The organism is Leeuwenhoekiella polynyae, from assembly GCF_004104075.1.
In the GTDB taxonomy this organism is placed as follows: domain Bacteria; phylum Bacteroidota; class Bacteroidia; order Flavobacteriales; family Flavobacteriaceae; genus Leeuwenhoekiella; species Leeuwenhoekiella polynyae.
The window spans coordinates 118246-133040 of the sequence record NZ_QOVK01000003.1; the positions used below are offsets into that span (position 1 = coordinate 118246).

The window sequence follows — 14795 nt, forward strand, 5'->3', positions numbered from 1 at the left end:
AGATGTCATTTTAAAATGATCACTTCAGGTAGAAGAGAAACAGATCCATTCCATTTTTTCTTAAAGTATTCACCTCTCCGAACATTATCATCCACTATATTAAATGAAATAGCATTTTCCAGTTGGAAATAAATATTTCCTTTAAAATCATTTGCAAAAAAATCAACTATGTAAAACCCGTTATTTAAAATATACTTATCCAGAACTATAGTCGCATTATGAAAACCTTTTTTAAGTTTAAAAAAATCCTCATTTTTATGATAGGTATTTAGAGCTACAACTAAACCACCAGACTCGTCATAAAGACATAAACAGAAAGCAAGTTCTTGGTGCTCCTTTAATAATTGAAACTCTATATTAAATTTTAAAATCTCCCCATTGTACAATTCTTGACTTTTAAGGCTATTGTTGAGAGCGATTTTAGCAATTTTTAACCATTTATAATTTGGCTTCTTGCTTGTTGACCTGTTATTCGGAATAGACAGATAACCTTCTACAACTTCGTGGATACTTCCTCGCAATTTAACCAGTCCATTTTCCAATAAAATCCCCCTACTACACAAACTCCGTACACTCGCCATATTATGACTCACAAACAACACCGTCCGGCCTTCCCCTTGAGAGATATCCTGCATCTTACCAATTGCCTTTTTCTGAAACTCTGCATCACCTACAGCAAGTACTTCATCCACAACAAGAATCTCGGGTTCTAAATGCGCAGCAACCGCAAAGGCCAAACGTACGGTCATCCCGCTACTGTAGCGTTTGGTGGGCGTATCGATATAGCGTTCACAACCGGAGAAGGCAATGATCTCGTCCAGCTTTCGGGTGATTTCCGCTTTTTGCATTCCAAGTATAGCACCGTTTAAATAGATATTCTCACGCCCGGTCAATTCATGATGAAAACCGGTACCTACTTCAAGCAGCGAAGCGATACGTCCCCGGCTTTTAATCACTCCGGTTGTAGGGGCTGTTACCCGTGACAGTATTTTTAACAAGGTAGATTTCCCCGCTCCATTCTTTCCTATAATTCCCAGAACTTCGCCTTGCTTTACCTCAAAGTTGATATCGCGTAACGCCCAAACATAATCTTCTGTTGACTTCTGACTTCGATCATTAACGGCACCTACTTTTAAAAAAGGGTCTTCCATGCCACGCAACTTTGCCCAATTACGCTTAAAATCATCTCGTAAGGTTCCTGACCCTACCGTACCAAGGCGATACTGTTTAGATATATTTTCGGCTTTAAGGATGATGTCACTCATTAAATAGTATCTATAAAATTCCTACCGGTACGGTTAAAAACGATCAACCCGATAAAGAATATCGCCAGACTAAGCAGTCCACAGTAGCCTAAAAGTCCCCAATTGAAGATGCCTTCCTGTAGGGTCATATACCGAAAAGCTTCTATTAAAATCGCAATGGGATTCAATTCGATCAACCAGGCATATTCTAAAAGCGTTTTACTGTTCTGCACTTCCGAAATGGGATACATCACTGCCGAAACATACATCAAAAGCGTAGTCGCAAAACCAATCAAAATCCGGAAATCACGGTATTTAGTAGTCAACGAACTGATCAACATACCTAAACCTAAACCCAAAATTGCCAAGACCCCCAGAACTACCGGAAATAACCACAATGTGATATCGGGTTGTAGTGCGTAGCCCTTCAACACAAAATACCCATAAAAACAAGCAAAGATCAACAACTGAATACTCAGTTTAAAAAGCGCAGAAATAGCCTGTGAAATTGGTGTGATTATACGAGGAAAATATACTTTAGCAAACAAACCGGCATTACTGGCAAAGGTATTGGAGGTGTTATTTAAACATTGTGCAAAATAACTCCACATGGTGATCCCAGCTAAATTGAACAAAAAGGGAGGTGCGCCTCCGGTATTGATACTTGCGATATTGTTAAAAACCAACGTGAAAATTATACCGGTAAATAAGGGTTGTATTAAATACCATAGTGGACCTAATATGGTTTGTTTATATGCAGAAATAATATCACGGCGAACAAAAAGCATCAGCAAATCTTTATACCTCCAGATCTCCTTAAAATCAATGGCAAGCAGAGGTTGCTTCGCATTGATTTCATATAGCCAATCTTCTTGCTCTTCCATTAATTATCTAATTGGTCGCCAAACCAGTTTTTAAATTTTATGATTTTACGATAGCCACGATTGAGTAGGCCTCCAGGTCTTGGTTGACGATAAGCCTCCCCATATTTACCATAAGCATAACCGTACTCATACCCATAACCGTAACCGTAGCCGAGCTTGCTTTTTGCACTAAAATAGTTCAGCACAAAGCTGATGTTTTGAACTTCCTTTTTCTTATACTTATCATTAATCAATCGCAGCATGCCTTTTTTGGTATAATGCTGGCGGATTACATATAAAGTTGCATCTACATAATCATCCAACTCCAAAGCATCGGAAACTAAACCAACCGGTGGTGTATCTAAGATGATGTAATCGTACTTTTTCTTCAACTCTTCCATGAAAACATCCATCTGATCACTCATCAGGAGTTCTGAAGGGTTAGGAGGAACAGCCCCGGCAAGAATCACGTCTAAATGTGGAATTTTAGTTTGTTGCGTAATTTCATCTAATGAACATTCACCGATTAAATAATTCACCACTCCGGCATCGTTAGGCAAATTAAAGTCTCCAAATATTTTAGGCTTCCGTAAATCAAGACCCACCAAAACGGTCTTGCGTTCGCTTAATGCAAACACACTGGCCAGGTTGATACTGCAAAACGTTTTTCCCTCTCCACTTACTGAAGAAGTGATTCGCACCGTTTTCGCGCCTTCAATATTTTGCTTTCTGTAAATAAACTGCAAACTGGATCTCAAACCCCGGAAAGACTCAGCGATTGCAGATCTTGGGTCTTCTATTACTAATAAATTACTTTTTGAAGTACTTTTCCCAATCGCCCCAAGCACAGGAATTGTTGAAAGTCTCTTAATTTCATTTGGATTTCCAATCTTCGTATCAAAAAAGAAAATTAAAAAAACAATAACTAGGGGCACAACCGTACCACCTACAACAGCCACAACATAACTCACTTCGGTATTAGGCCCTATCGCTCCGCCTCCGGTGTCCTTTGCTTCATCGATGATCACGATATCAGAAACATTTGCTGCTTTCACAATACCAGCCTGACTGCGCTTATCTAAAAAGACTCCATATGCCCCTTCTGTAAGATTGTATCTTCGTTGTATGCCAAATAACTGCTGTTGCTCTTGAGGAAGCTTGCGCATTTGTCCTTCTGTTGCAGCAATTTCGTTACGCACTTCCTGCAATTGACCGCGTAAAATTTGCTGGCTGGAAGCCATATTTTCAAAAAGCACGGCCTTAATCGCATTGATCCGGCGATCTAGATCTTTAAATGCAGGATTATTTGGTTTTGCAGTATATGCAAGACGGCGACGCTCTTCTGCCAACTCAATAATGCTTGAAACACTACTCGTCACGCTTCCTTCTCCTATACCGGTGATGGATGGAGCGGGAATATCTGTTCCGTAATCTTCTCGAGAACGTAAATACGTTTCTAAATCCTGATAATAGTTTAAACGCTGTTCGAGGTTTTGCTTTTGTGCATCCAATTCGGTCACTTTAGCGATTAAACTTTCCTCACTACTGCCAATTCCTATACTGCTGTTCTGATCCCGAAATTTATCGAGCTCTTCCTGCACATTTTTCATCTCAACAGATTTCACTGCGAGACTACTATCTATGAATTGTATGGTCTTGGTGGCAAAAAGATTTTTACGTTCTAATTGGGTTTCAGCCAAAATACGCACTGAAGCATTTAAATAATCTACCAAACGGGCTTTATTACTTCCGGTGAGGCTTAAGCTAAGTATACTAGAACCTGATGGGGTCTGATCAATACCAACCCCTTGATACCTCCCTACAACCTCGTTAAAAGAATTGAATTTTATAAAATATTCTTTTCCAGGTTGTGCTGGAACTCCAGAGGGATTCAATTTAAAATTAAAATAGGGCAAATTTACAGGATCTCCTAATGCATATTCCTTTTCAAAAGATGCTGCTGGCAACGGAATGGGCAGTTGCTCTTTGGTTGTATAGTTCTGAGCAGATCCTGATCCACCTTTAAAATCTATATGCAACGTGTAATGGGTATCATCGGTAAAAACAACTGTGATCATTTTTCCCAACAACTGAGATCGCTCGGTATTTACATCGACCACAAACGGAGTTTGACCATAAATATCTTCAAGATGATATGCTCCTTGCTGCAAATAATCTACATAATATTGTAATTCTTCTACAACGCGTTCATTATGACTGCGAGAGCGTAATAAAATGATTGCAGTTTGCACTTTATCAGTAGTACCGCCCCAATTAAACGTAAGACTGGTATTTGATGTAAAAAACGGGTTCTGATCATCTTTTACGGTGATCATAGTATTCATTCGATAGACCGTTTGCCGCCTTACATTTTTATAATGAGCAATATAATAAGCAACTCCAATACAGATTAAAAATAGCGGCCACCAACTGATGATCTTCAGCAGGAAACCTCTAAAATCGAAAAAATTCTGCAGATCTTTTATTTCAAACTCATCTTCCATCTAAAGTCGCGCGAATAATAAAATTGTTGTGGTTGCAAGAGTTAATATAGAAACCACAGTAGTTAAGGATTGTAAACCGGTCGTACCTAAACCTAATGATTTCTGTGGAAGCGGATTCACTAGGATCACATCATTGGGCTGAATATAATAATACGGGGAATTCAACGCTTCTATTTGGGTGAGATCTATATGATGAATTTTCTTTCCGCCGGGATATTGACGAATGATCAACACGTCCGTACGGTCCCCATATTCTGTAATATCACCACTATTTACTATGGCATCAAATAGTGAAAGCTGTTCTACCAGTTCTACTTTAACACCGGGTCCTCCTACCTCTCCACCTATTGTGTATTTAATTCCTGCAAGTTTAACGGTAACAAATATGTTTGCTTCTTCAGTGAAATAATCGTCTAATAATCTCTTTTCGATTAGGGCTCTTATCTCTTCCGTTGTATATCCTAATACGTGAATTTCTCCTAAGGTTGGCAAGCGTATAGCTCCGTGGCGGTCAACTGCAAAACCATCATAATAATAGCCTTCTCCCAAACTATTCCCTTCCGCTTCTGCCGTTTGTGGATTGAATAAAGCAACCAATTCCTGATCAAGAGCTTTAACCCGTATACTCAACACATCATTAGTTTGTACACGATATGGTGGCTGCTGCAAATTGACCTGAATTAAACTGTCTTGTGCGGACTGGGACTCTTGTAGATACGTAAGTTTTTTGGTTGAAATGCACGAACTCAAGGTAGACAGGAAGACTAGAATCGATAATCTGAGTACGACCGTAGCATGCAATAGCCTGAAAAAGACTTGAAAAAAGGAATAGCTCCGCTGACTTATGTCCCATAATGAAGGGAAAAGCAGCTTATTTGTAGGAATTTTCATATCAAGTTGGGGTTGCAACTACGACAAATATATCGTTTAACAATTAATTATGAAATAGAAAAGAGGCTAAACTTCAACGAAGTTAACCTCTTCAGTAAATTATTTTAATCAGAAATTGCAAACAGCTAGTTGGCTACTTCGCTGATAAATTTTATTCTATACAAACGCAATTCATCTTCGTCATAATCCCCGTCAAATTCATCAAGTGCCGCTTCTATTTTATCGGACTCAGCTTCAAGGAAATACTCATGAAGTTCTTCCTGTTGATCTTCGTCAAGAATATCTTCTATCCAGTAGTTTATATTCAATTTGGTGCCACTGTAAACAATAGCCTCCATCTCCTTTACAAAATCAGGCATTTCCAAACCTTTAGCTGATGCAATATCGTCTAACGGCAACTTTCGGTCAACATTCTGAATAATATACAACTTCAAGCCACTATTAGACCCCGTAGATTTTACAACAAGGTCGTCTGGCTTGAGAATATCATTTTCCTCAACATAGGCTGTTATTAGTTCTATAAACTCGCGTCCATACTTCTTGGCCTTACCTTCACCCACGCCAAATACATTTGCCATTTCTTCAATGGAAGTAGGATATTTTATCGCCATATCCTCTAAAGAAGGATCCTGAAAAACAATATAAGGCGGTACCCCTTTACGCTTACCTACCTTTTTACGTAGATCTTTTAGCATGGCTACCAACTTAGGGTCTGTACCTCCTCCGGGTTTTACTATACGCTCTGCAGGCGCATCGTTAGCCTCTTCAAAAGCATGATCTTCAGTCATCATAAAAGACTCAGGTTTAGAGACAAATTCTTTACCTTTTTTCGTCAATTTGATAACCCCATAAGTTTCTATATCTTTCTTCAAGTATCCTGCAACCAGAACCTGACGCAATAAAGCTTTCCAATAAGAAGGTTCTTTGCTTTTCCCTATTCCGAAATAAGAATCACTATCGGTTTTATGTGAGGAAATAATCGCGTTAGATTTACCAACAAGTGTAAAAACCAATTCTTTTCCTTTATAGATCTCGCCGGTTTTTCCAACTACTTCAAGAAGCTTTACGACATCTTCTTGAGCTTCGTGTTTTTTCTTAGGATTACGTACATTATCATCAAGGTCTCCACCTTCACCGGTCTCGTTATCAAACTCCTCCCCAAAATAATGCAAAATAAATTTCCGCCTCGACATTGAGGTTTCTGCATAAGCTACAACCTCTTGTAAGAGTGCGTGACCAATTTCTTGCTCGGCGACCGGTTTACCGCTCATAAATTTTTCGAGCTTCTCAATATCTTTATAAGAATAATAAGCAAGACAATGCCCTTCTCCGCCGTCTCTTCCGGCACGACCGGTTTCCTGGTAATAACTTTCTATACTCTTAGGGATATCGTGATGTATCACAAAGCGCACATCAGGTTTATCAATCCCCATTCCAAATGCAATGGTAGCCACCACCACATCAACATCTTCCATCAAAAACATGTCTTGATGCTTTACGCGTGTTTTGGCATCAAGCCCTGCGTGATACGGTACAGCCGAAACCCCGTTAACCTGTAAAACTTGAGCTAACTCTTCTACACGCTTTCTGCTCAAACAATAAATGATTCCGCTTTTACCCTGATTTTGCTTTACAAAACGAATGATATCCGCATCAACATTCTTAGTCTTAGGACGTATCTCATAGTACAGGTTAGGCCGGTTAAATGATGCTTTAAAAGAATTAGCTTCTGAAGTCATCCCCAGATTCTTCATAATATCTTCTTGCACCTTTGGGGTTGCGGTAGCTGTTACTGCGATGATAGGAATAGCATCTCCTATACGCTTTATGATTTGTCTCAGGTTGCGATATTCTGGTCTAAAATCGTGCCCCCATTCGCTAATGCAATGGGCTTCATCAATAGCAACAAAACTTATTTTTTGAGAGCGCAAAAACTCCACATGCTCCTCTTTGGTCAACGATTCCGGAGCTACATAAAGAAGCTTGGTTATTCCATTAGAAATATCTTCTTTAACCTGTTTTATCTCTCCCTTAGTAAGTGAAGAGTTGAGTACATGGGCAATACCATTTTCTTTAGAGATACCCCGTAGCGCATCAACCTGGTTTTTCATCAAGGCTATCAAAGGACTAACTACGATTGCAGTGCCTTCTTGTATCAATGCGGGTAATTGGTAGCAAAGCGATTTACCACCACCGGTAGGCATTATCACAAAAGTATGTTTTCCCTCAACAATGCTTTTTATAACATCTTCCTGTAAGCCCTTAAATTGACTAAAACCAAAATATTTTTTAAGGGACGCGTGTAAGTCTATTTCTTCTGAACTCATTAAAGCTTATTCAAATTTGCATACATTTGTATTCTAAATATAGTAAATTCTACAGCACTAACAAACGGCTTAATCTTATATCTTTTGAATACTTACAAGCAGATTTTAGACAGCGCCAAGCGAACCATCACTTTGGAGCAAGAAGCTGTTGCCAATCTCAACTCACTTATTGATCAAAACTTTGCTAAAGCTGTTTTATGCATTTATAACGCAAAAGGCCGGGTGATTATTTCCGGAGTTGGTAAAAGTGCAATTATAGCACAAAAAATAGTAGCTACTTTAAATTCAACCGGCACACCTTCCGTTTTTATGCACGCTGCGGATGCAATACACGGCGATCTAGGCACCATCCAAAAAGATGATGTGGTGGTTTGCCTCTCAAACAGCGGCAATACTGCTGAAATAAAAGTACTCATCCCACTTATAAAAAATCAAGAGAATACAGTCATTGCAATGACTTCTAATAAAGATTCTTTTTTAGCAAAAAATGCAGATGCTCTTATTCTGGCGTATGCCGAGAAAGAGGCGTGTCCACATAATTTAGCACCTACCACTAGCACAACAGTTCAACTGGTTATGGGAGACGCCTTAGCGCTGGCCTTATTAGATTTACGCGGATTTTCTAAAGAAGATTTTGCGAAATACCACCCAGGGGGAGCACTGGGCAAAAAAATGTATCTGCGTGTTAATGAATTGATCACACTTCACGACAAACCGGAAGTAAGTCCAGAAACACCCATAAAACAAGTTATTATCGAAATCTCTCAAAAAAGATTGGGGGTAACTGCGGTAACCGAAGATGGTAAAATTGTAGGTATCATAACAGACGGTGATATCAGACGCATGCTAGAGACTAATGATGTACTTTCAAATCTCACAGCAGCAAGCGTAATGAGTAAACAACCAAAAACAATAGACGTCAATGCAATGGCAACAGCTGCGCTAGATGTTTTAGAAAAAAATAGCATAACGCAACTCTTAGCAGTTGATAGTACTAATAATTATGCAGGTGTGGTACATTTGCACGATTTAATTAAAGAAGGAATTCTATAATGGCAAAAAGAAAACAAGTAAATCCGGACGAAATGTCCTTTTTAGATCATCTTGAAGAATTGAGATGGCATCTTATACGAGCAACTCTGGCAATCGTTATTGTTGGCGTTGTCGCTTTTATATTTAAAGACTTCATTTTTGACGATATTATATTTGCTCCGGCCAATGCAGATTTCGTATCCTATGACTTCTTATGCAGAATCGCTAATGTATTCGGTTCTGATAAGGGCTGTGTCAACGAAATGAATTTTACCATTCAGAACCGTACAATGGGTGGACAATTTAACGCTGCCATCTGGACTTCAATTATGGTGGGGGTTGTTGTTGCATTTCCTTATGTGATTTATGAATTCTGGAAATTCATCTCTCCAGGCCTATATGAGAAAGAGCGTAAAAACTCAAGAGGGTTTATCATTATATCTTCACTGCTGTTCTTCACAGGAGTACTTTTTGGTTACTACATCATCGCACCACTTTCTATAAACTTCTTAGCTAATTTCACTGTTGGTGATATGGTTAAAAATGAGTTTGACATTGGTTCTTATATTGGCTTAGTTCGTGCCAGTGCACTTGCAGCCGGCCTCATATTTGAGCTACCTATTATCATTTACTTTTTCACTAAAATTGGTTTGGTAACTCCAGAGTTTTTAAGAAAATACAGAAAATACGCTCTCATCATTGTGTTGGTTGTTTCTGCAGTAATTACCCCTCCGGATATCTCTACACAGGTAATCGTATCAATCCCAATCCTTATTTTATATGAGGTTAGTATTCTAATTTCTGGAGTAGTGGTACGGAGAGAAGCACGCGAACTAAAACGCACTCAGAAAGGCAAAAATTAAATCTCGGAAAACGAGAGACTACAATAACGATAATACCCCACAACTATGTCAGAAAAGACTTTAAATCAGGTTAAAGAATTCAACACGTATCGCGCTAAAATGAATGACAAAATTCTTGGCGATAAGAATAAGATCATCAATCGCATCTTCAACCTAGACACCAATGCTTTTGCTCCGGGAGCTTTAGATGTAAAGACTAAAGAACTTTTAGGTCTAGTAGCCTCTACCGTTTTACGCTGCGATGACTGTGTACGCTACCATTTGGAAAGCTGCTTTAAAGAAGGTATCACTAAAGAGCAAGTGATGGAAACCTTAAGCATCGGCACATTAATTGGTGGTACAATTGTAATCCCACACTTACGCCGCGCATACGAATACTGGGAAGTTTTAGAAGAAAGTGCCGCAGAATAATACTGGAGTCTAAAAATCAACGTTTTTTAAGTGTTGATGAATCTATAAAATGATCACATGAAACTACGAGCAGAAAATTTAATGAAATCCTATAAAGGCCGAAAGGTTGTAAAAGGAATCACTGTCGAAGTAGAACAAGGAGAAATTGTGGGGCTTTTGGGACCTAATGGTGCCGGAAAAACGACTTCATTTTATATGATCGTAGGTTTGATCAAGCCTAACGGAGGAACTATTTATCTGGATAATAAAGATATCACCAACTACCCGATGTACAAACGGGCTCAAAATGGTATTGGTTATCTGGCTCAAGAGGCTTCAGTTTTTAGAAAGTTAAGTATCGAAGAAAATATTCTCAGCGTGCTGCAAATGACTAAACTGAGTAAAAAAGAGCAATTGGCTAAAATGGAAGAACTCATTGATGAGTTTAGTCTGGGACACATTCGTAAAAGTCGCGGAGATTTACTTTCTGGTGGGGAGCGCCGCCGTACCGAAATTGCACGTGCGCTTGCCACAAATCCCAATTTTATTTTACTTGATGAACCTTTTGCCGGAGTTGACCCGGTTGCCGTAGAAGATATTCAGCGAATTGTAGCACAATTGAAGCAAAAAAACATCGGTATCCTCATTACCGATCACAACGTTCAGGAAACCTTAGCTATTACCGACCATACCTACTTAATGTTTGAAGGAAGCATTCTAAAACATGGTATCCCTGAAGAATTAGCTGCGGACGAGATGGTACGTAAAGTATATCTGGGACAAAACTTTGAGCTGCGTAAAAAGAAACTGTTTCAATAATTTTTAGTCAAAATACACAGGATTATCATCCTGTGCAATTTTAACCAACTTTACCAATTGTTCCTCAAGGATGCGGTCTGCAGATAATTCCGGGAGCTTATTCATATCAAACCAGTCTACACCTCCAATATCAAAATTGGGGTCAAAACTACCTTCCTGTATTTTACACAAAAAGCACAGTTTATACACATAATGGGTTTGCGGTGGATGCGGATAGTTACGCTTATCCAAAACTGCTAGCAAACGTATTACCTCAGCTTTAAAACCGGTTTCCTCTTCTATTTCTTTCAAAACATTTTCAGCAGGTGTTAAACCAACATCTGCCCAACCTCCGGGCAGGGTCCATTTATGATCTACGGTCTCCTGCACCAGCAAAACTTGATTTTGGTCATTCAGGATTAAACCACGGACGTCTACTTTTGCAGTTGGATAATCTTGCTCTGGAAGGAAGAAATCTTTTAATTGATCAACAGGTTTATCAGAAACAATACTCATCATTTCTAATGCCAGCGATCGTAATTCTTCATAACGCTCAGCATCATAATTCTCTTTATTGAAAACAAGACCCGCTTCTGCCAGTGACTTTACTTGCTTGATCTGATTGAGAAGATTTTCTGAAATATCCATTCACACTTAATTTTTGATTGTTTCTGAAGGTAGTATTTCTTCAACTTTTTCCTCAGGCTTAATACGCTTTTGAAGCAGTAAAATTTGCCCTAAGTGACTTGACTGATGTTCCATCACATGAAACCAGCCGTAAAAATTGGTCATTCCCGCTCCGGGAATTTCTTCCTGTAGCCAGGCATCATCACGCTTTGCGAGTTCTTTTTTAGTTTCAGCCCGCACTTCAGTATAAATATCTAAATAATAACCGACCTCGTGACCTTTAAATGCTTCTCTTCCACTAGCTCCCAAATCTAAAGCAGCGCCCCATTTTTCTTCTTCTTCTTTGTTGAAAAACCGACCTTCAAAAGTCATTACCTGATACAATTTTTCGGCAGCAGCCAAATGCATAATCAATGCACCTATGCTGTTTGCTTTTTCGTCCATCAAATAATCCAATTCATAAACGGAATGTTTTTGTACCGAACCTTCAACCCGCTCTTTCATCGCATCAAGCATACTGACCAAAACGCCCATCTGTGGCGTGTAGCCGTCTTCAGCAACAATTTCCATAGGTCGCGGTGGAGTTACGCCGCGGCCTTTTATTAAAATGGCCTGAGTACCTTCGGTGGAATCTTCCGTTACCTGAGGATCATATTCTTTAATTTTAAGTTGCTCTCCTTCCACGATACCACTACTCCAGCCGCTTAGCGGGTTTTCTATTGTACTCAGTTCAAAAGAGGCATTTTGAATAGGCGCTTCCACAAAATTCCCGTTTTCGTCTTGGATAAGCAGTTTAAGATCATCAAAATAGAAATCTCCATTTCGCATACACAACCCGCCAATACTTAAGGTTTTTGCTTCTTGATCAAATGATCCCTCAATGGTATACGCCTTCCAGTTTTCTGAAGTAGCCGGGCGATCCATCATATTATCAAAAAAACCGGTTTCTTTGTTTTTATTGTCTACGCGCGCCCACAATCCTGCTACGCCTTCGGGATCTTCTGTAATTACTTTAATTTTTCCGGTAAGCTTGAAGTTCACTTCCTTATCAGCCTGCACGTCAATAGTCTGAGTAAAAGAAGTCCAGCTTCTTGAAATTGCGTCTTGAGCACTGGCAGGAATCGAAATAGCCGTAAATAACAGAAAAAGGAGTCTGGTAGTTTTGAATTGCATGGTTGTTCAGGTTTTGGTTCCCATAATAGACCAGCAAACATGTTAAACGTTACAAAACCAGTCTTAAACCCGGTTTCTCGTCACTAGTGACAGCAGTACGTAAAGTATGATTATAAGCGGAATTGCCAGAAAAGTGAGCCAGAATAATAAAATTAAGGCAAGCAATAAAAACCCATAACGCACTTTATTTTCAGCAAATCCCCAGCTTTTAAATTTCAATGCAAAAAGCGGAATCTCAGCATTCAACATATAGCAACTCAAGGCTGTTAATCCCAACAAAAACCAGGTGTTTGTAATCAAATTTTCGGCAAGTTCAAAATCCTGAAATTGTACAATAAGCGGTAAACTCAAAATCAGCAACGCATTTGCCGGAGTCGGCAATCCTATAAAAGAAGTCGTTTGTCTGGTATCTATATTGAACTTAGCCAACCTAAATGCTGATGCCAGCGTAATCGCAAAGCCTAAAAACGGAATAAAAGAAATACTTTCCCAGGACATTCCGGCTTCTACCCAGCGTTCACCGGTATTCCAATGCTCCAGTTTATGCAGCATCTGAAACATCACCATTCCGGGCACTACCCCACTCGTCACAACATCTGCCAGCGAATCTAACTGCAGTCCGAGTTCCCCTTCCACTTTAAACATACGCGCAAAAAATCCATCAAAAAAATCAAAAAACACGCCGAAAACCACAGCATATGCCGCATAATCCAAATGACCGGTTGCTGCAAAAAAAGCTCCAAGCATTCCACAAAATAGGTTGGCCATCGTAAAGGCATTTGGGATATAGCTTTTTATATTCATCGTTTTTAAAATTTTATGGTGTTTCTCAAGACTTGTGCTTGGGGATAAAAATAGCGAAAAACATGTGGCCAAAAGCAACCTTAGCAATCTCCTAACGTTTTAAACAGAAAACCGACACTGCTCCCTGCTCTAAAAATAAAGTTTAAATTCTCAAGGTATTTAATCAACTTTACCCCAAAAACTTAACCGGTTGACACGAGTACTACTTTTACTATTTTTATCGCTAAGCGCTACAACCGTAACAGCACAAGCTGTGCGTAAATATTCTAATGAATTTTTAAATATTGGGGTTGACGCCGCTTCTTTAGCAATGGGTAATGCTGTAGTTGCAAGTACTAATGACGTGAATAGCGGCTACTGGAATCCTGCCGGACTCGTAAACTTGGAGGACAATCAACTTGCTCTTATGCACGCGAGTTATTTTGCCAATATTGCGCTTTACGATTATGCAGGTTTTGCAAAACCGCTAGACGACCGCAGTACGCTGGGTGTTTCGCTTATTCGTTTTGGAGTTGATGATATTTTAAATACAACCCAATTAATTGATGCTGACGGAAACATAGATTACAATCGCATCAGCCTTTTTTCTACTGCAGATTATGCATTTACAGTTTCATATGCCAGAGAATTGCCAGTACAAGGCTTGAATATTGGGGCTAATGCGAAAATTATACGCAGAATCATCGGTGATTTTGCTTCGAGTTGGGGTTTTGGGATTGACTTTGGAATTCAATATTCGAGTGGAAACTGGAATTTTGGTTTGATGGCGCGAGATATTACTACCTCTGTAAATACATGGGCAATTGACGAAGAAGCCTTTGCTACCATACGGGATGCTGTTGCAGGACAAAACCAAGAACTGCCCGAGACCTTAGAAATAACCATCCCAAAACTACAACTAGGCGTTTCCCGCAACTGGGAAATTCATTATGATTATACGATAAAAGCTGAAGTTGATTTGCTGATGCGTTTTACCCAAACCAATGACATTTTATCAAGTGCTTCTGTAAGCGCTACACCAGCAGCCGGATTTGAATTTGGGTATACCGGAATCGTCTTTTTAAGAGCCGGCGTTGGAAACTTTCAGGAAATCATGCAACTGGACGGAAGCAACCGAATCGGTTTTCAACCCAATATTGGTGTAGGCTTTCAATACAAAGGCATCCACATCGATTATGCCCTGACTGATATTGGCGACCAAAGTGCTGCAATCTACTCTAATATTTTCTCCTTAAAATTAGATTGGGAATTGTTTCGGTAGACTCGGTTTAATCTTTAA

At 39.4% G+C, this 14795-nt stretch carries 13 protein-coding genes; 5 read left to right on the top strand and 8 right to left on the bottom strand.

The annotated features are described in order from the left end of the window. Window positions 1-5: 5 nt before the first annotated feature. The 5 genes from DSM02_RS05675 to DSM02_RS05695 all read right to left on the bottom strand — a co-directional run bounded on the left by DSM02_RS05675 (window position 6) and on the right by DSM02_RS05695 (window position 7829). On the bottom strand, window positions 6-1265 hold the full coding sequence (locus tag DSM02_RS05675; RefSeq protein ID WP_128764729.1) for an ABC transporter ATP-binding protein: 1260 nt from the start codon (window positions 1263-1265) through the stop codon (window positions 6-8). Next, window positions 1265-2128, bottom strand: a complete 864-nt coding sequence (locus DSM02_RS05680; protein WP_128764730.1) for an ABC transporter permease — start codon at window positions 2126-2128, stop codon at window positions 1265-1267. Before DSM02_RS05680 ends, DSM02_RS05675 begins: the two co-directional genes overlap by 1 nt. Next, window positions 2128-4611, bottom strand: coding sequence for an exopolysaccharide transport family protein (locus DSM02_RS05685; protein WP_128764731.1), 2484 nt, complete (start codon window positions 4609-4611; stop codon window positions 2128-2130). The genes DSM02_RS05680 and DSM02_RS05685 overlap by 1 nt, the downstream gene beginning before the upstream one ends. Beyond that, window positions 4612-5502 (bottom strand): polysaccharide biosynthesis/export family protein, encoded by an 891-nt coding sequence (locus DSM02_RS05690; RefSeq protein ID WP_128764732.1) that lies wholly within the window; start codon window positions 5500-5502, stop codon window positions 4612-4614. It abuts the gene before it with no gap. 125 nt (window positions 5503-5627) lie between these two features. Next, window positions 5628-7829, bottom strand: coding sequence for a RecQ family ATP-dependent DNA helicase (locus DSM02_RS05695; protein ID WP_128762492.1), 2202 nt, complete (start codon window positions 7827-7829; stop codon window positions 5628-5630). An 84-nt stretch (window positions 7830-7913) separates the two neighbouring features. Here DSM02_RS05695 and DSM02_RS05700 point away from each other — a divergent pair, with 84 nt between their 5' ends. Genes DSM02_RS05700 through lptB form a run of 4 tightly spaced genes read left to right on the top strand, consistent with a single transcriptional unit; the run spans window position 7914 to window position 10933 of the window. Next, complete coding sequence (locus tag DSM02_RS05700) at window positions 7914-8882, top strand: KpsF/GutQ family sugar-phosphate isomerase (RefSeq protein ID WP_128764733.1); 969 nt, start codon at window positions 7914-7916, stop codon at window positions 8880-8882. After that, the gene (gene tatC / locus DSM02_RS05705) at window positions 8882-9724 is read left to right on the top strand and encodes a twin-arginine translocase subunit TatC (protein ID WP_128764734.1); all 843 of its coding nucleotides are present in this window, start codon (window positions 8882-8884) and stop codon (window positions 9722-9724) included. The genes DSM02_RS05700 and tatC overlap by 1 nt, the downstream gene beginning before the upstream one ends. A 45-nt stretch (window positions 9725-9769) precedes the next feature. Next, window positions 9770-10135: a carboxymuconolactone decarboxylase family protein gene (locus tag DSM02_RS05710; protein WP_128764735.1), complete on the top strand. Its 366-nt coding sequence runs from the start codon at window positions 9770-9772 to the stop codon at window positions 10133-10135. A gap of 57 nt (window positions 10136-10192) precedes the next feature. Beyond that, the gene (lptB, locus tag DSM02_RS05715) at window positions 10193-10933 is read left to right on the top strand and encodes an LPS export ABC transporter ATP-binding protein (protein WP_128764736.1); all 741 of its coding nucleotides are present in this window, start codon (window positions 10193-10195) and stop codon (window positions 10931-10933) included. A 3-nt stretch (window positions 10934-10936) separates the two neighbouring features. Here lptB and DSM02_RS05720 read toward each other — a convergent pair whose 3' ends face one another. The 3 genes from DSM02_RS05720 to DSM02_RS05730 form a co-directional block, all read right to left on the bottom strand. Continuing rightward, window positions 10937-11560: an NUDIX hydrolase gene (locus tag DSM02_RS05720; protein WP_128764737.1), complete on the bottom strand. Its 624-nt coding sequence runs from the start codon at window positions 11558-11560 to the stop codon at window positions 10937-10939. A 6-nt stretch (window positions 11561-11566) separates the two neighbouring features. After that, window positions 11567-12712, bottom strand: a complete 1146-nt coding sequence (locus DSM02_RS05725; protein ID WP_128764738.1) for a DinB family protein — start codon at window positions 12710-12712, stop codon at window positions 11567-11569. A gap of 63 nt (window positions 12713-12775) precedes the next feature. Then, window positions 12776-13516: a CDP-alcohol phosphatidyltransferase family protein gene (locus DSM02_RS05730; RefSeq protein WP_128764739.1), complete on the bottom strand. Its 741-nt coding sequence runs from the start codon at window positions 13514-13516 to the stop codon at window positions 12776-12778. Between the two features lie 190 nt (window positions 13517-13706). Here DSM02_RS05730 and DSM02_RS05735 point away from each other — a divergent pair, with 190 nt between their 5' ends. Then, a complete protein-coding gene (locus DSM02_RS05735) occupies window positions 13707-14777 on the top strand; it encodes a putative type IX sorting system protein PorV2 (protein ID WP_128764740.1) in 1071 nt (356 codons plus the stop codon). The last annotated feature ends 18 nt before the right edge of the window (window positions 14778-14795 follow it).